The organism is Photorhabdus khanii NC19, assembly GCF_000517265.1.
Lineage (GTDB): Bacteria > Pseudomonadota > Gammaproteobacteria > Enterobacterales > Enterobacteriaceae > Photorhabdus > Photorhabdus khanii.
In genome coordinates, this window is record NZ_AYSJ01000004.1 from 95,077 (window position 1) to 114,405 (window position 19,329).

Sequence of the window (19,329 nt, forward strand, 5' to 3'; positions counted from 1 at the left end):
TGGTGGTTTGTGTAATCATTCAGTTTACTATTTATCAGAACTTAATATTGACTGTCGCACCATAAGTTAGAGGTTCTCCTGCACGACCATACCAACCGTTCTCTCCAGTCATTGGGTCACCCATTGGGAATGCACGAGTAACATAAGTCTTATTTAACAAATTCTTCGCCCAGAATGTAATATCGTAATCTGGTGTTTCATATCCAGCCCGAAGATTCAACAAGCCATAATTAGACTGCTTCTGAGAATTAGCATTATCAAAATAAACTTTACCAGCAACATTATAATCCGCACGGATAAAGTATCCGTTCAAGAAACTATAATCGACACCGACACCATAGGTGTAGTTTGGTGTATTTGCCGGGCGTTTATCTTTATAATCAGTAACACCTACAATTTTTCCACTTTTGTCATAAATATTGTCTTTAAACTCAGTAAAGTGAGCATCATTGAAACCTGCATTAGCAGATAATGTCAGCCCCTTAATCACTCTCCAGGAAATTTCCGATTCAAGCCCTCTACTGATTGATTTCCCTGCATTCTGGGTAACGGATTCTGGATAAAACTGCTTTTCAACCTGCTGATCGGTAAAGTCAATCCAAAATAATGCGGTATTCCAGCGCACTGTCTTATCCAACCATTCTGATTTCAGACCAATTTCATAGTTGGTTGTGTATTCAGCATCAAAACGGCGCTGATCCTTAGGTGCCAAACTGTTAAACCCTCCACTTTTATAACCACGGGCAATACTGGCATATAACATAGCGTTATCCGTAGCATAATAATTGACCCCAGCTTTCGGTAACCAGGCATCAAAAGAGAGTTTATCCGTCAAATTTTCTCTGGTTATTCCTGAGAAATTTTCTGTCTTGCCGAATTTCAGATTCTTTTTCTCATAGTCATAACGCAGCCCAGCAACCAGCTCTACATTATCCATAAGATAATAACTGGTATTACCAAACAGAGCATAATTATTGGTCTTAACGTTGGTATTCTTAACCTGATATCCGAACTGTAACATCCTGTAATCAATATCTAATTTATCATCCTGATTGAAATAATACATACCAATCAACCAGTTAAATGGCCCGGTATTTTTAGAATTAAGACGTAATTCCTGAGAGAAGTAATCTTGTTTACGGTCAATTAGCAATTTTGAATGTGATTTACGGGTAAAATCGAGATCCTGGTAATCTTTTTTATCTTCTGAAGTATATGCACTAATTGAAGTCAGATCCATGCGATCCCATTGATAAACCGCTTTAATAGATCCTTTATAAATATTAGCATCTGATTTACCTGCATAATCAGAATCTATCGATTTTGTCCCTCTCTTTATTTTATCGAGCGGTGAAAATGAAGCGTTTCCATTTCTGCGGTTTTGTGCATCAAACGTAGTAATAATATCCCACGGCCCATCTGATGGCTGCCAGCGCAGCTTAAATCTGCCGTTAAAATCATTAATATCATTTATATTCTTTTTATTATCATAATCCCGTTTAAAATAACCGTCGCTATTCAAATAACGTAATGCTGTACGGTAAGACCAATCGCCATATTCATCAATGCCACCACCTAAAATAGCTGTAGTCTGCAAACGATTATAATTACCATATGAAAAGCCAAGTTTCCGTTCGGTTACCGGATCGGGATCTTTGGTAATGATATTAATGACCCCCGCTTCAGTATTGCGGCCATATAATGTTGCCTGTGGGCCACGTAATACTTCAATACGTTCAATATCCAGTAATTCGGTATCAAATGAATGGCTATATACACCATCGGTAAAGAAACCGACCGCTTGTTCCCCTTCCATTCCGGGCGTCACACCACGTAATGAAATAAACCCAGCATCAGATGGGTTACCTGCTTTTATCATATATAAATTGGGAACTTCTGAAACGACTTCGTAAAAGTTTTCAATCCCTTTCCGTTCAATATCAAAATCAGATAATGCCGTCATACTTATTGCTGTTTTTTGCTGATCCGCAGAAACTTTCTCCGCAGTTACAACAATGGTATCCAACGAATCTGTTTTGCTATTTTTATTTGCCAAACTCTGATGAGAATAAAAAACAGATAACACAGCAATAGTGGTTACGCTATGCTTTAACATAGATAGCTAATCTCCAAGAAGAAGCGGGTATAGGCATTCAATAATACCGGCAAAAACGCTTTTACCATCCATTAGTAAAAAACTTGAGGAATTATATAAACAACTAAAAAAAAATGCAAATGCAAATGATAACCACTTGCATTATTATCATTGTGAAGAAAATAACACACCTCAATTTTCAATTCAACTTATTGTTTTAATTAAGATTAATTATTATCCAAATTTGTTAAGGCGGTTAAATTATTCAGATCTGAGACACAAACTGAGTCCTTGCCAAAACACAGAACATAGCTCAAATACTTAAGTCCCTATTTCATTAGGCTATTTTATTTACTGTTTTTATAGTAAAGAGTAAGCCCAAGCAATACAAAATAATTATTTATCCACTCAATGCATTTTAAATATTTCATTATTATCTAATATAAATATGCCGAAATGATGAAAAAATTTAAATATATAGATACAGTGTATTATTAATATCATCAGCCTGACGCTATTATATCCAATAAACCAAACTCAAATTTACTGATAATAAATTTACCGCTATCACCTCGACTCATTTTTTCTAACAATAGGAAACATTGACTGCCCTCCCTCTGATCCGAGGCTGTCAACAAAGACCGGCGTTTCTTACTAATCCACCTACTGACTCAGCCGTTCAGCCAGCCCGCTTCGCCTTTGTGTCGGCGTCTGAATAGCCTGACGCAATACCGCCTCATGTGCATAAAGAGTCAACTTTTCTCTGGCACGGGTCATCGCTGTATAGACCAGTTCGCGGCTGACAACCGGTACAAACTGTGTTGGCAATACCAGAGCCGTATGCTCAAATTCTGAACCCTGGGATTTATGTACTGTCATCACATACGCGGTTTCATGCTGTGGCAAACGACTCGGCTGAATCCCTTTAATCTGTCCATCGGACAGTTGAAAATACGCACGCAGCTCATTATTTTCGTCCCTGAGCATAATACCGATATCGCCATTAAACAGGCCGAGTGTACTGTCATTACGGGCAATCATGACTGGCCGGCCAGCATAACCACGGCTGAAAATCCCAGCGGGGCGACGGATCAGCCCCTGAAGATGCAATAGCTGTTCTATTCGCTCGTTAAGCCCACTAACACCAAATGGCCCCTCTCTGAGTGCACACAACAAGCGATAGCGGTTAAATTCAGCCAGAATTTCTTTTGCAGGCGCCTGCTTTGCCACCAGTTGCAAATAAGAGTGATAACCCGATACCGTTTCTGTCAGCAACCGCTGATAATCTTCGTCCCCAAACAACGGGTAGAAACAGATATCATTCAATGGCTGTTGCAGAATAGCCAGAGCTTCCCGGCTCTTTCCCTGATTAACTGCCGCAGCAAGTTGCCCAATTCCTGAATTTGCATCAAAGCGGTAGCTTTTGCGCAACAGACACAGACGATCACGAACCTCTGGAGCGTTTTCCTGATCGCCTGCAACCAAATGGCATCCCGTCAACCAACTTAGTTGTTCCGCTCTTACAGCGCTGTATCCCAACTCAGCAAAACGGCAAATATCCCCCAACACTGCTCCAGCTTCCACTGACGCCAATTGATCACGGTCACCGAGCAGAACGATTTTCGCCTTGGGTGGCAATGCATCAATCAACCTGGCTATCATGGGTAAATCCACCATTGAAGCTTCATCCACCACCAGCACATCCAGATTCAGTGGGTTATCCCGGTCATAACGCAACCGCTGGCTATCAGGTTGAGCGCCCAACAATCGATGAATCGTCTGTGCCTGATCTGGCATAGATTCAAACTGTTTCTCTGTCAGAGGCAATTTTCTAACTACGCTGTTAAGAGATTCGGTCAATCTGGCGGCCGCTTTTCCTGTCGGAGCCGCCAGTTGGATAACCTGCTTTTTATCCGGACTAAGTTTGATTAAGGCAGCCAACAACTTAGCAACCGTTGTCGTTTTACCGGTTCCCGGCCCGCCAGAGATAACCGAAACTCTGCTAGTCACTGCTACAGCGGCAGCCACCCTTTGCCAGTCCGCGGTTTCATCAGACAGAATGAATAATTCATCCAGAATAGTTCTCAGCTGCTCTTCCTGAATACTATCGGCTGATTGATTAGCAGAGAAAAAAGCAGCCACCTGGCATTCACTTTGCCACATCCTCTGTAAATAAAGTCGGCCATACGAGAGCACAACAGGCGTTGGTTGAAAACCATCACTGACGGCGGCACAGTTTTCCAGTGCCGCCAGTAAACTCTGCTCATCAGGTTTTCCCGCAATTTGCCATAGTTGCTCCGCAAATTCACGATGTCGCCCATCAAAAAAATGTTCAGGTGTTATCCGGTTAACCGGCAGGCAAACGTGGCCGGTACCGGTTTCAGCACTCAACAACGCCATTACCAGCAACAGAACAGGATCTTCATCCTCAATCAACGTATGAGCAAACTGTAAATCCAATGAACGCAGGAGCCTGAGGTCTACGGCCTGTCGTAATAACGAAATCATCAATTTTTCTCTTTATCAGGCTGTTCATTACCACGGAAAAGCAGATCCAAAGCATCGACAAATTCAGCCGCAGCGCGACAACTGAAAATACCATTTCCCGGCTGTTGTTTATCGATTCCCCTCAGGAACAGATAAATCACACCGCCAAAATGTTGTTGGTAATCATAATTAACCAGTCTGTGACGCAAGTAACGATGCAATGCCAGTGTATAAAGCTGGTATTGCAGATCATAACGATGCTCAATCATGGCTGTTTCCATCGCTTCTCGGGTATAAGCCTGACTCCCCTCGCCCAACCAGTTTGATTTGTAATCCAATACATAAAACCGGCCTTGCCAACAGAAGACCAAATCAATAAACCCTTTCAGCATCCCTTTCACCTGCTGAAACTCCAGTTGAGGGCAGCGGGCAGAAACAGGGTCGTAACGACGCATCACCGCATCCAGCTCCTGAGATAGCAAAAGTTGTTCGACCGGCAGATAAAACTGCATTTCATCCTGTTGGTGATGAAGCGGAATTTCTGCAAGCTGTATACCGTCATCACTCAATGGAGTCGTAAAAATATCTGCCATCCACTGTTGTAATACCCCACTCCAGTGTTCATCAAACCCGGCCGATTTCAGTTGTTCTGCCAACCATTTCTCATCAGGCAATTGGCTGAAATCAAGCTCTTCCAGAATAGAGTGCAAAAAAGTCCCCGCAGAGGCTCCCCGTGGAAACGTATGTGGTGTCATTTCAGGTTGTTCTGCTATTTGTTTTTCACCACTGGCATCAACATCCAACTTTGGCGCGATAGACTGAACAATAACCTCAATAGACTCTTCTCCAACAATACGGGGGGAAGTATTACCATAATGAACAGCAGAGTTTTGTAAACCAGAATAACTGGTGATCCGCCAATCATCCTGAATCCTGCGATTAAACTGCCTTGCCGACAGCAATAAATCATTTTGGCTTTGTGATTGCCATGGACGATCATCAGTATCACCGATTGAGGAGACAACAATTCCATCCCCACTTAATTCTTTAAGACATTTCGCCAGAAAATCAGCATCACCTTTAACTCCTTTTTGGAGCAGGTAACCCAGAGCACACTGATGCAGATCGGTATCTCCGGCCTTTTTCTTATTACCTTTTATCAGCGGAGCCACACCGACACTGCAATGGTAAACAGAGCGCGTCAATGCGACATAAAGCAAACGCAAATCTTCTGCCAGCCGCTCTTGTTCCGCCAGTTTGATCGTTTCCTCATCAGGAAAAATATCAAGGCAAGTAGCAAAACTTGTACGATCATGATATATCGCCCGTTTCTGCGCCCTGAAATTACAAACAAATGGCAACCATACCAGCGGATATTCCAATCCTTTAGATTTATGGATAGTACATATTTGTACCAAATGGCGATCACTTTCCAGCCGCATTTGCTGGCTTTCCGACTGCGGATCAGGATGAGATATTTGTTGAGCCAGCCAACGAATAACCGCATGTTCACTGTCGAGTTGTAAAGATATCTCCTGCAACAACTCACCAATATGCATCACATCCATCAAACGCCGTTCACCCTCATAACTCACCAGCAAATTTTCGGCAATATGATGGTTTGTTATTACTGCCCGTAACATCGGTAATACACCACGGCGTTGCCACAGGCGGAAATAACCATCAAACTCATCAACTAACTGATCCCACGCCTTTTCATCATGATTCAGCTTGTCTATCTGACGAGCAGTCAAACCAAACAAACCACTGGCAAGTGCACTTCTCAGAACACGTTCCTTCTCTGGCGACAATACCGCTTGCAGTAACCAAAGAACATCCTTTGCTTCCGCGGTCTCAAATACGCTTTCCCGGTTAGAAAGAAATACGGAAGGAATAGATAACAAGTTAAGTGCATTACGGATCAGTATGGCTTCCTTTCTGCTACGCACCAAAACAGTCATGTCGGCAGCCGTCACAGGCCGGGGATCATCTCCTTTATGTAACAGCGCACGTCCTTCACTGCCAGCCTGCAACCAATCACGAATTTGCGCGGCACAAAGCCGTGACATTGTTTGTTCATAATCTCCGGTAGAAATCCCTTCTCCTGGCTGTAACCAGAAATTCAACGCTGCCTGCTCTTGACCATCATAGCTAAAAGAGAGTCCCCGGTTTTTCTCTGCCGCAGAAACTTCAATAAAGGGGATCTGTTCAAACAAAAATGGATTTTCTGAACGCATAAACAACTTGTTTATTGCCTGTACCATTGAGCAGGCAGAACGCCAGTTTGTCTCCAGAGTATAGTGAGCACTTACCTGAGAGCGGGCACGAATATAAGTGAAAATATCTGCACCACGAAATGCATAAATAGCCTGCTTAGGGTCGCCGATAAATAGCAACCCATTTTCAGGCTGATCGCCATAGATGGTATGGAAAATTCGGTATTGCTGTGGATCGGTATCCTGAAACTCATCAATCAACGCAACCGGATAGCGCTGACGGATAGTTTGAGCAAGCAAATCACTGCCCGGGCCTTTCAAAGCATCATCAAGACGGGTTAATAAATCATCAAACCCCATCTGGCCACGTATCAATTTTTCCCGGCGGATTGATTGGCGAATTTCAACAATCGCTCTGGAGATAATCAAATCACGTAAGGTCAGTGGTTGCTGATATAAATCATCGATAGCAACAAAAAGTGAATGCTTAGGTACATCACCTTTCTTTGTCTTTTCTGCTAATACCGACTGCCGGAATTTCTCCAGCTCTTTTGGCAACTGATAATCCTCTGTAGGTTCCTGAACCCAATCAGTGACTCTGTTCAGCCAATTTGGTAAGTGCTTACTACTATAACTTCTCTTGTCTACACCGGAACCCGCAATTAAATCATGCAATTTTCCAGCCACTTCATTCCATTGGCATTTAACACCGCTGATCAACTGGATAATTTTCTCATGACGGCTTAACAGCGTTTCATCACTGTCTGGCGCATCAACAATATGTGGCATATCCCCTTGTAAATAAGGGTGTAATTCAGCTAACAGTGCTTCCGGCCCACTCCATTCCTGACTGATGACCATTGCCATTGACAACGGCAATGGATAGCAGTAACGGCGCCAGAAATCAGCACACCCTTGTTTTTCCAATGGATGTTGATCCTGAATTAATGTCTGTTCAAACAAAATCCCAGATTCAAAAGCATTATGCGCCAACATTCTCTGACAAAAACCATGAATGGTATAAATCGCGGCTTCATCCATCTGCCGCTCGGCTGCCAGCAACCAGATAGCCGCTTGTTCTTTATCCGGGATTTCATCCAATAGCTGTTGATAGTCGGATCCTGCACTTTCTACTTCGCTTCGAATACAAGCCAGGCGAAGTTTATGAATATTTTCACGGATTCGGCCACGCAGCTCATCTGTTGCGGCTTCAGTAAACGTCACCACCAGAATTTCTTCCACGCTTAAAGGCCGTGGAAAAGCGGCATCTTTCCCCAATCCAAGTAGCAAACGGAGATATAAAATGCCAATGGTGTAGGTTTTACCCGTCCCAGCAGAAGCTTCGATCAGCCGCTGACCATTCAGCGGCAGAGTTAATGCATTAAGCCTATGGACAGATATCTCTGTACTCACTGAGTTCTTACCTCAACAGGTAACTGTTTCTGAAGTTCAGTGACATTATGATAAGTTTTCCAACCTTTCAATTTCGCATATCCATCCGGGTTTGCTGATTTGCCAATCACTTGGGAAATAAATGACAGTCCGCGATGTTTGACTACCGCATCCTGATAGAAATGAATCAGTTGCTTCTGTGTGGTTTTCTTTAGTGCCTCCAGCATCTTATCTCGGCTATCAAAACTAAAGTTATTGCGACTAAAATCACCGGAGAAACGGGCAACTTCGGAATAGAAAGTTTGTGGCGGCTGCTGCCTTTCATTAATCAGCGCATTTTTGTACTGCTCAAAATCAGTTTGAGACATCGCTTCCAGTTTACCCGCGGCTTTCTGATAGAAATCCAGATAACGCTGATTCAAGTATTTTGGTTGTTTACTGTTACTTTGCAGCAGGAAACCCAACCCCCACTGTTCCCCGACACTGGTATTGAAAGCAAACACCGCATACCCCAATTGTTCCGTCGTTCTTAGCTGCTCATAGAACCAAGGCTGAAGCATATTGCTCAACAAACTGGAATAAACATAACCTTCTATGCGGTCATACCCCGTCGGGATATAAACTTCAGCTAAAGCACCGTCGGTACTGCTGCCAGCACGCTGGAAATTAACCGGGTAATTTTTATCAATCACCACCTTGTTCCCACTCCACCAGTGACTTCCTTGATTCGCCAGTTGATGATGGGCAGATTCAGCAATAACTTTGCTCTGCTGTTCGGTCAGGTTTCCCATGATCATCATCTGCAAAGCAGCGTTTTTAATCATCTCATGACGATACTCAACAATATCCTGAACGGTGATGGTTTCCAGCTCTTTCAATCGAACAGATTGTTCAGTGTAAGGCACCCCAGAAAGGCGCTTCAATGGCTGCATAGCCATTTCATAAGCTTTACCGTTATGAGAAACCTCGATCTGTTCACGATACCAGGATTTAGCTTGTTCCAGTTGACTCTCAGTTGGTGTAAACGCCATATAATTACTGATTAAAGAGGTTAAGAGTTGCGGCAAATTCTGAGTGTAGCCACTGACGCCTAATTGCAGTCCCTGCGATGCGCCACTGGAGATATTCATTCCTGCAACGGAAGCCTGATAACCCAACTGGTCAAGGGAAAGCCCTGCCAAATAATCAAGCAAAGAGGAAGTTACCTGCTTACGGGCACTATTCAGACTTTCCGCATGGCGCAAATCAAGAACGATGCTGGCTTTAGGCTCATTAGCAAAATATTGGCTCGGCATATAGAACAAACGGAGATTCTGCTGTTCAAGAATCATCTCAGGATGCTTCTGACTTTTACCTGCTTTTATCAGTTTCAAGTCGTCAGGAATATAAGGATTTGGCACCGGCAGAGAAAAGTTCATTTGTTCCTCTAACTGCTGCCATTTTGTCCGCTGCTGCGATGTGATTCGATCAACCTGATAAGGCGCCTGGACAAAATAAGCCTGTTTATTGTGCGGCTCTTTTGGGCTGATATACCAGATACGCGCATTTTCAGGCGTTAATTCAGCAAGCCGACTGGCAATTGCTTTCGGATTATAATCATCAGCCACATAGCCGGAATTCAATACATTAGAAACAGGAACTCGCAGCATTGCATCCGATAACCATTCGATATAATGCATATCACGAACGATAGAAGCATATTGGAAAGAGAGCTTCAAAACCTTAGCGATCTCATCAAAATAGCTTTTCTGAATGCCTTTTTGTTTTAACAAATTAATATAGGCAAAAATAGCCGCAACAACCTGATCCCGCTGTTCAAGCCCTTTGTCTGTCAACGTCACATAGATAAAAAAGATGCCTTTATTGCGGTCAATCATCGGTGCCGCACCTGCGTTGATACTTTCAGCCAACCCTTGAGATTGCAGCCAGTCTGATAACGTATTCAAACTGCGGTTACCTATCATATAACCGAGATATTCATCCGTTTTACTGCGAAAATCAGCACTGTTATTGTCAATACTGAACTCCAGTTGCAACGCTTTTTGCGGTTGAGCAGGAACATAATGGATAATAATTCCTTTCTCTTTTTCCGTTACTGCCGGGACGGTAATCGCCGGCACGCTCGCTTTTCTGTCCGGTATCCGGCCAAAAGTATCAACAGCAATTTGAGCCAGTTTATCAATAGGCTGATTACCGTAAATGACACCTTTCATCAGATTGGCTGAATAATAGTGCTGATAGAAATCCACCAGTTCTGTTTGTAATTGACTCCCCGGTTTATCTTTCAGCGTTTCCAGATTACCACCAGAAAAACGGGCATTGGGATGCTTAGGGTTCAGGGTTTCTGATCGTATTTGGGCAACCCGCATCCCATCGCGAGAACGCGCCATTGTCAGTTCCGCATTGACTGCGTTTCGCTCCCGATCTGCGTTTACCGGGTCAAGCAGAGGTTCAGCCAGTGCATCAGCCAGACGATCTGTGGCATCAGCTAACGCTTCATTTTCTACTTCAAGGTAGAAAGCCGTACGGTAAGAGGCGGTGCTGGCATTATAACTACCGCCGTGTTTTTGCAAAAACTCAGATAAACTACCCGACTGTGGGTAGCGCGCAGATCCCATCAGAACCATATGTTCCAGATAATGTGCAAGCCCAAGCTGGCTGTCAGGGTTTTCCATACTCCCAACCGGAATCGATACCGCTGCCAGTGATTTTGTCGCCTTCTCATCAGACACCAGCAAAACCGTCATATTGTTTGCCAATTTGATTCCCTGATACTGACGGTGATCATTTTCGCTTTTATAAATTGTCTCTTGCAGTGGCTGCCACTGTTGTGTTTGCGCATAACCTGCCGTTTCCCAGAAAAGCAGGAACATCACAGCAATCATGCGGACAAGATGTTTATGCATTATCGGATATTCTCCCTATGTATTCTGATATCGCGCTATCGGTAACAAATAACTGAGCGCTTCTTGTTTAAGTTTTGCTAAAAATAATTTATCAGCTTGCCTGAAAGCCCGCTGAACATAAGGATCATCACCTTCCCCTCTGCGCCCTTGCTCCCCAAGCCAGGCTTTCAGTAGCTGGCTTTCAGCTTTTGATTGGATTTCATCACTGCTGTCAATCTCACCCGTTTCTTTATTCATGCATGTTGAAAGCCACACCCAACCACTTTTACAAAATAAGGGCAAAGGAATTGTTCTTCCGCGTTGATAACCTTCAACCAATTGATTCAAATAATCTTTCGCTTGTTCTGACGGCACAGGGGCAAAGCGCCATTCACTGTTATCTCGCCCATAACTGCGGCTTTCCCCCTGACCACCAGCAAGACAGTAAGCCAGATGTTCAATCCACAGCTGCATACCATCATTTGCTGTCAGACTAGCCGGCCGCCAACGTAGTAAACCATCCGGCTGTACCTTATTAATTCGTCCTGTCAGAATGACTTGCCCTAAATCATGATGTAAATCGACAGAGAAAGTCTCTATTCGTTGTTCACGAATTTTATCCGCCAGCGGTTGCATCTCTTTTTGCTGCTTCAACCAATAAACTTCACCAAAAGCACCAAAAGGCAGCCCTCCAGCCGCACGAAGTCGGTTGAAGAGCGGCTCAGGCGATTGTTGTTCAATGAGTGTATTCAACAATAGCTGATTAAATTGATAACGTTGAAGATTATCCAAAACAAAAGGTTCTTCCTCAGGTAACTCCGTTTCTTCAATGACAAAGTTTATTTTCAGACAACGCTGGAAAAAAAACCGAACGGGATGACGGTAAAAGCGGATTAAATCATCAAGTGTAATTTCCCGAATGTGTTCCGTTTCGACAGGCTGACAAAATTCAGAATATGCAGCACCTTGCTCAGTCGCTGCCGGTAGCCACTCTCCGGCATAACTTTGCTGATAACTGCCCGGTATAAAGTTTGCCGGCGCAAATGGAACCCGGGTATGAAGAGACAACAGATGTTTTCTGATATTAGCGGCGCTTTCATCAACGTTCAGTTTTTCATTGCCTGGCAAGCAGAAACTCTGGCAAACATAATCCAGCAATTCATTAACCAGCACTGAAGGGTTGCATTCCGTATCATCACGAATGGATTTACCGATGTAACTAATATAAAGAAACTGTTCAGCGGATATCAGCGCTTCAAGGAATAAATAACGATCATCATCCCGCCGTTTTCTGTCTCCCCTTTGACTTTTTTCTGCCATCAGGTCAAACCCAAGCGGTGGAATTGAACGGGGATAAATACCGTCATTCATTCCCAATAAACAGACAACCTTAAAGGGGATAGAACGCATTGGCATTAGGGTGCAAAAGTTGACAGACCCTGCGAGAAAACGCTGACTTATTTTTTCATCATCAAACCGGAGAGCCAATTCATCCCGCAACAGAACCAGTGGCACGATTTCCTGATAGCGGGCATTCAAGCCATTACCTATCACTTTCTGCCACTGCTGCTCTATCATTGCCAGTACTAATTCAGTTTCACTGTCTGCGACGAAAAATGCTTCCAGCAATTGCTGACAGACAGGTAACCAACCCATTAGCGTCTGATTCTCACCCAAAATTTTGCGCCAGTAGCTCAATTGCATTAAAAACTCAGCTAATTGCCCGGCAAGCTCCGCCGCTAAACCGCTGGATTCATCATAAGGCAATACCTCTTTCCAAGGGCCTGACCGGCTATCCATGGCATAACCCAACAACATTCTGGTCAGCCCAAAACGCCATGTATGCTGGCCTGTCACCGGCAAGGACAGCTCTTCCACATTGTCGTCATCCAGCCCCCAGCGAACACCAGATTCTTCAACCCAACGCCTTAATAAACGTAAACCCTCTTCATGAATTTCAAATTTATTCGCCAACGCCGGAACTTCCAGCAATGCTAAAACCTGCTCAGTGGTAAAACGGCTTTGAGGTAAATCAAGCAGTGTAATAAATACCTGTAAAATTGAATGCGCTTGACGGGCTTTGCGATCAGAAATTGCGAATGGAATATAACGTTCAGCAGAGACATTACCAAATACCGCCTGAACATAGGGCGTATAATTGTCGATATCCGCGACCATCACAATAATATCCCTTGGCGTCAGTGATGGATTATCTTCCAGTAACCTTAAAAGCTGATCCTGTAAAATTTCCACTTCCCGTTGAGGGCTATGGCAAACATGGAAAGACAAAGAACGATCCGAAGGAGCAAGCAGCCGTTTTTGCAGGCTATTTTCAAATGTTTCTTTTGTTGAACCAATCTGGGCATGATCCTCCAGATAGAGAATATCCCTTTGGAGCTGATGTAACACGTTATCTTGTTCTAATTCGACAAAAGCGTGAACATCCGAACTTTGCTCAAGCTGCGACAGTAAATAAAGATTATCACGCCCTAATCGCCCCCATGACGCCAACAAGGGGTTACTGATATCCTGTTCACCTTCATCGTTAAACAGTGATTGAGCATTGCTAGGATCTTTAAAATATTCCAATTCCTGCTTATTTTTATAGTGACGCGGTTTACGGCTGCTCAGTTTTGCCAGAAAAGCATAATTCTGAATATCTCCCCAATAGTATTTACATGGGTTGGTAAACATCAGGTGAATATCAATATGCTGTCCCAATGCCTGTAAGGCTTGTAAATACACAGGCGGCAAAGCCGAAATACCACAGATAAATACCCGTTTCGGTAAGCAAGCTGAAAGTTCAGCACTGTTTTCCAATATCGAAATAAAACGGCGATACAAGTTAGCACGATGCCATTGAGGTTGTTGTAGCTGGTGGGTATATTCCGTTAATTCTAGCCACAATCTTTTCTGCCATAACTGATTATCACTCAAACCATCAATAAGCTGCCCTTGCTGCCAGCTTTCCAGCCATTGCGGGCGATAAACAAGATATTGGTCAAACAGGTCAGCAACCCGCCCGGCCAATTGATGAATTTTCCGTTTATCAAAATCCTGATCAAGATAGTGCCTAAGTGGGACAAATTCTGCTTCTGGCAATAATTGAGGCAATAACGCCATCAGTTTCCATGTCATGGCATCTTTACTAAAAGCGCTTTCTTTCGGGATATCAGGCAATACTTTGGTAAACATATCCCAGATAAAAGTAGCCGGAAGTGGAAACGAAATATTGGCTGATATCCCTATTCTTTCAGCCAGTTGGATTTGCAGCCACTGTGACATTCCTGGGCTTTGTACCAGAATGACTTCCTGCTCAAACGGATCAGTCAGTGGGTTATCTCCGATAAGTATGGTTATCAGCTCTTTAAGAAGATCCAACTGATTAGAATGATAAACCTTGAACATCAGGACTCCCGTTTGAACAAATCCACCGGCTTGCTTTACTTTGCTGATTATAAGACGTTGTTACTATAACTGTAAGCTGATAGCAATCAGATAACTGATATGTCGTCTGAAATTCAGCATGCCATCCCGGTGGCGGTGTTAATTCTGATAAAGCACTTTGACCTGCAATTAATTCATATTGTTCCAGGTATCCATAAGATAATTTATCCGCCTTTGATTGTTGCCAATGTTGCTGAAATCCAAATAATAGTGCCTGATGATAACGCATTAATCCCAGTAAAGAGACAGAAAAGACCATAACGGCAACCATAACTTCGGGCAAACTCATCCCTAATTGATGAGCATGAAAAAGATTTGGTTTCATAAACAAAACCCCGTATCTGCCTCGGGACAGAAATCCAGCCAACCGCTTTCTACCGGAATAAGAGAATCACTTCCACCAGAAGAGATTAATTTCATCCATTGATACAATCCGACAGATTGCCCGGATGCCACTTCTGCCACACCTTTCAGCAGAAAAAAATTACTTGAGTACCTTTTTAAACAGCTTGTTAAATGGAACTCCTGCTGTTGCAGGCAATACCACTCTTCTGTTTTATCACGATAAAGTAGCCATGACTGAGCCATTCCCCATGACAATGCAGATTCTGCTTGCTGAAAAGCTTTTAAATATCTGCGTTCATCAACCATCATGATTAATGCGTTATCCAGATGATGATGTAAAGCTTTCAGCATCATAAGGCTCACAGCCAGCAACATCAGCACTGAAATTAACAATACATTTCCTTGCTGAAATTGCAGGCAAACATTTGGAGAATGCTCAGTCACGGTACTTATCCCCTGATATTGCGCAAACGTATTACTGCCTGATATTGGTAGTTTATTGATGGATGTTTAAACCAATGTGCAATAAGCGTCAATTTGATAAAAACTAAACCATCTTTTGTTGGTAATTTTTCTGCTTTAAATGAATCTACCACTATCTCATTTGGGTCAAATAGCCTTTCCCAGCCATTTTCCTGACAGTTACCCGCACCTCTTTTCCATTCCACTGATTTATTACTAAGACGATAGCCAAAGAATTCTGATTCACTGTGTTCTGGTGGCTCCCATTGGTTATTTATATTAAGATCGTATGCAATAATCAGGCATGAACCCTCACTTTCATCATTTCTATTATTGATTAATATTGGCTTTCCATCGCAATAATGCTGGCAATATCCTGCACGACGAATGTCTTTTTCTATAATATACAATGTTTGTTTAACAAAATATCCTAAACGATATCGCTGATATAACTCCATTACTTGTCTGGTTAAAACCGGGTAACTTTTGGCAATCGCCAGTAAAATAATAGTACCAATAGCCATTGCTACAATCACTTCTAACAATGTCATTCCAGATTGGTTTTTATGTTTTATCATTACAATAGAGTATCACTTATTTTATAAGAAAAAGCATAATTAACCACAAGCCGGAATACTATTAAACTTATTATTACTACATGATCTTACTCTTCCTCGTGAAGAAAAAATAACTGATATTTCACCTGCGGAATTAGCCAAGATAAAACTCGCGGGCATCATCGTATTTCTTATTCCATGAAACTCTATCTGCTCCTTAGTTGCTGAGCTTATAACAACATCCTGATAGGATGATTTTATACCCTCAACATTCTCTAAATCACAATCAGCAAGTGCAGATCTAGAAAGCGCTATACACCACTCTTTTCCCGTTTTCAGCCACAATATCACCTCTTTATTCAGATAATTCGCCATAGATTGCTGCCTGGCGATAAATGTCAATACTTTCTGTACTGATTCCTGTAACCTGACTCTTTCCTGATGATCACCCCATTCTTGTATCCCCCATAAAGAAAATATTGAAACCAGAACAATAACAATCATCAATTCCAATAAGGAAAAACCTAATTGATTATCAATATTATCACTACCAATTATATTAATGTTATCTTCCATTAACAATTCCTTACATCCTTTCGCAAAACATTCTATTTGTTTTAAAAACAGAATAAACACATAATTGAATTTTATGCGAGAGTGCATCAATAAAAAAATAACAACATATTATTGTTACATTTAAATTGCGTAGAGCCTCGCAAAAATCAATAAGGATAGACGTTTTTGTTTCTTATTATTATCATGCATTGTAAGCTTATATGGCTATAAGGAAGAAGTTTCATAAATATAATCAAAAAAAACTCTTCATATATCGTATCCCACGCAGAATACGACAGACTAACCGACGACTTACTGGAGAAACAAAGCATGATCAATCTTGCAGTCGTTCAGGAACGGGCTAACGCTCTGTTTTCAGAGATCCCTTGGCTGACCTACATCGGCTTTGTGTCGGATTCCCGCTAATTCCTGCAATGATACTTGTCCTTTCAACAAAATCTTTTCGTTATCAGTGTATGATCAGTAGTTGATACAAGAGGGTAATTAAATCTTGGTTTGTGCTTGCGTATGCCAATATCTGAATTTCACCCCCGACTACATCATAAATGGCACGGAATTGCCGATCTTTGGAAAACCACTGGTGAAATTGAATTCCTTTATCCAGTAACATTGAGGAATAGCCGTATGCTAACGGGTTTTCCCCAATCAATCTCGATGATTCAATCAGTAAATCATCTACCAAATTTTGAGCCGCTTCCAACCCCATTGTGTAAACCTTGTAGTCTTCAATAATAGAAAGTGTCTGGTAGGCTGTTTCAGCAACTTGAACTTTATATATCACGTCCGACATTCCCTGCGTCTACGAAGTGCTTCTTCAGGGGTCATTTTTCTACCATCCATGATATCTTTCTTAGACAGCATAGCGATTTTAAGCAACGCCATCGCCTGTCTTTCTGCGTTTCTATCGGCTTGCTCCCTCTCACGTTCTGCTACCGGTTGAATAAACAATTCAGATATTCCGTTTTTGGTAATAAACAAGCCGCCCTCGAAATTCTCTGGGTTACTGAGTAGATCCCTAGCTTTTTTTTGAGAAATGGTATTCATGGTCTTTTTCCTCCTACTTCTGTGTATCTGTATATTATACCACCAAAATGAAAAGGGGAACAATTTATAATAAATTGTTCCCCCAGATTATTGACAAACACAGAAGAACTGTTTCAGCCATAACCTCTAAATAGCAACCGGTGCCTTTATTCCTGGATACGGGTCATAATCGACAATTTCAAAATCATCAAATTTATAATCAAAAAGTGATTCTGGTTTACGCTTTATAACCAGTTTTGGCAGTGAACGCGGCTCACGACTGAGCTGTAATTGTGTCTGTTCCATATGGTTGTTATAAAGATGCGTGTCACCACCCGTCCAGACAAAATCGCCCACTGCCAGATCACACTGCTGTGCCATCATATGAACCAACAATGCATAGCTAGCAATATTGAACGGCAAGCCAAGGAATACATCACAGGAACGCTGGTAAAGCTGGCAGGAAAGTTTGCCATCCGCAACATAAAACTGGAAGAAAGCATGGCATGGCGCTAATGCCATTTTATCCAGTTCACCGACGTTCCAGGCCGATACAATGATCCGGCGTGAATCCGGATCGCTTTTAAGCTGTTCCAACACCGTTTTCAGCTGGTCAATCTGGCGGCCATCTGCCGCTCCCCATGCGCGCCATTGTTTACCATACACAGGCCCCAAATCGCCGTTTTCATCCGCCCATTCATCCCAAATAGTGACACTATTTTCATGCAGGTATTTGATATTCGTATCACCATTCAGAAACCAGAGAAGCTCATGAATAATTGAGCGGATATGGCAACGTTTAGTTGTCACCAATGGGAAACCATCCTGCAAATTGAAACGCATCTGATGCCCGAAAATGGAGACCGTCCCCGTCCCGGTGCGGTCTGCTTTTGGAGTACCTTCTTCTAGCACTCTTTTCATTAAGTCCAGATACTGTTTCATTTTACCTCTTGTACCTTATTACCTTGGTGTTTGTATGCCCATATCATCATTAAAACTCCCGCCAGGATCATTGGAACAGAAAGAATCTGTCCCATGCTGATTCCATCGAATAAACCCAGTTGTGCATCTGGTTGACGGAAGAATTCCACTATTATCCTGAAAACACCGTAGCCAATTAAGAACAGGCCGGAAACACTGCCCATTGGACGAGGTTTACGGATATATAAATTTAAAATAATAAACAGGACGATCCCCTCTAACGCCATTTCGTAGAGTTGTGAAGGGTGACGGGGAAGAACACCATATTGTTCAAGTATTGATAACAGTGAAGGGTCAGTTGCTGCCAGTGCAATATCCTCACTACGGGAGCTTGGAAACAGCATAGCCCACGGTGTATCCAATGTGACACGCCCCCACAATTCACCGTTAATAAAGTTACCAATTCTCCCCATTCCTAAGCCAAAAGGGACTAACGGTGCAATGAAATCAGCAACTTGTAAGAAATGACGTTTAGTTCTGCGACCAAATAACCACATTGCGCAGATAACACCCACCAAGCCACCGTGGAAAGACATTCCTCCATCCCAAACTTTAAACAAATAAAGCGGATTATCGAGAAAGGCGGGAAGATTATAAAACAGTACGTAGCCAAGACGGCCACCAACAAAGACGCCAACAAAACCTGCATAGAGCAAGTTCTCTACTTCGTTTTTTGCCCAACCACTATTAGGTTTCGCGGCTCTGCGTGTCGCCAGCCACATGGCGAATACAAACCCCACCAGGTACATAAAACCATACCAATGAAGGGATATGGGGCCTATTGAAAAAATAACCGGGTCAATATTAGGAAATGCCAGGTAGCTGTTACTCATCGTTCCCCACTTAATATTTAAAATGAATCC

General features: G+C 42.7%; 13 protein-coding genes. All 13 read right to left on the minus strand.

The genetic code is table 11. From position 1 onward, the window contains the following. Positions 1-34: 34 nt before the first annotated feature. The 13 genes from PTE_RS04910 to lgt all read right to left on the minus strand — a co-directional run bounded on the left by PTE_RS04910 (position 35) and on the right by lgt (position 19,299). Positions 35-2,116 (minus strand): TonB-dependent receptor, encoded by a 2,082-nt coding sequence (locus PTE_RS04910; RefSeq protein ID WP_036843799.1) that lies wholly within the window; start codon positions 2,114-2,116, stop codon positions 35-37. Positions 2,117-2,758: 642 nt separating this feature from the next. Further along, positions 2,759-4,603 carry an exodeoxyribonuclease V subunit alpha gene (gene recD, locus PTE_RS04915; protein WP_036843800.1) on the minus strand — a complete coding sequence of 615 codons (1,845 nt, stop codon included), beginning with the start codon at positions 4,601-4,603 and terminating at the stop codon, positions 2,759-2,761. Then, entirely contained in the window at positions 4,603-8,211 is a 3,609-nt protein-coding gene (gene recB, locus PTE_RS04920) for an exodeoxyribonuclease V subunit beta (protein WP_036843802.1), read from the minus strand. Before recB ends, recD begins: the two co-directional genes overlap by 1 nt. Then, positions 8,208-11,096 (minus strand): pitrilysin, encoded by a 2,889-nt coding sequence (gene ptrA / locus PTE_RS04925; RefSeq protein WP_036843803.1) that lies wholly within the window; start codon positions 11,094-11,096, stop codon positions 8,208-8,210. Before ptrA ends, recB begins: the two co-directional genes overlap by 4 nt. 15 nt (positions 11,097-11,111) lie before the next feature. Next, on the minus strand, positions 11,112-14,483 hold the full coding sequence (recC, locus tag PTE_RS04930; protein WP_036843805.1) for an exodeoxyribonuclease V subunit gamma: 3,372 nt from the start codon (positions 14,481-14,483) through the stop codon (positions 11,112-11,114). After that, positions 14,461-14,847 (minus strand): prepilin-type N-terminal cleavage/methylation domain-containing protein, encoded by a 387-nt coding sequence (locus PTE_RS04935; protein ID WP_036843807.1) that lies wholly within the window; start codon positions 14,845-14,847, stop codon positions 14,461-14,463. Before PTE_RS04935 ends, recC begins: the two co-directional genes overlap by 23 nt. Next, complete coding sequence (locus PTE_RS04940; protein ID WP_051477179.1) at positions 14,844-15,311, minus strand: YgdB family protein; 468 nt, start codon at positions 15,309-15,311, stop codon at positions 14,844-14,846. The genes PTE_RS04935 and PTE_RS04940 overlap by 4 nt, the downstream gene beginning before the upstream one ends. Positions 15,312-15,316: 5 nt before the next feature. Beyond that, complete coding sequence (locus PTE_RS04945) at positions 15,317-15,907, minus strand: prepilin peptidase-dependent protein (protein WP_036843809.1); 591 nt, start codon at positions 15,905-15,907, stop codon at positions 15,317-15,319. 39 nt (positions 15,908-15,946) lie between these two features. After that, the gene (locus PTE_RS04950) at positions 15,947-16,462 is read right to left on the minus strand and encodes a prepilin peptidase-dependent protein (RefSeq protein ID WP_051477181.1); all 516 of its coding nucleotides are present in this window, start codon (positions 16,460-16,462) and stop codon (positions 15,947-15,949) included. Between the two features lie 448 nt (positions 16,463-16,910). Beyond that, entirely contained in the window at positions 16,911-17,252 is a 342-nt protein-coding gene (locus PTE_RS04955) for a type II toxin-antitoxin system RelE/ParE family toxin (RefSeq protein WP_131601418.1), read from the minus strand. Further along, complete coding sequence (locus tag PTE_RS04960; RefSeq protein WP_036843812.1) at positions 17,240-17,506, minus strand: hypothetical protein; 267 nt, start codon at positions 17,504-17,506, stop codon at positions 17,240-17,242. Before PTE_RS04960 ends, PTE_RS04955 begins: the two co-directional genes overlap by 13 nt. A 126-nt stretch (positions 17,507-17,632) precedes the next feature. Then, positions 17,633-18,427, minus strand: a complete 795-nt coding sequence (gene thyA / locus PTE_RS04965; protein WP_036843814.1) for a thymidylate synthase — start codon at positions 18,425-18,427, stop codon at positions 17,633-17,635. After that, complete coding sequence (gene lgt / locus PTE_RS04970; RefSeq protein ID WP_036844272.1) at positions 18,424-19,299, minus strand: prolipoprotein diacylglyceryl transferase; 876 nt, start codon at positions 19,297-19,299, stop codon at positions 18,424-18,426. Before lgt ends, thyA begins: the two co-directional genes overlap by 4 nt. Positions 19,300-19,329 lie beyond the last annotated feature (30 nt).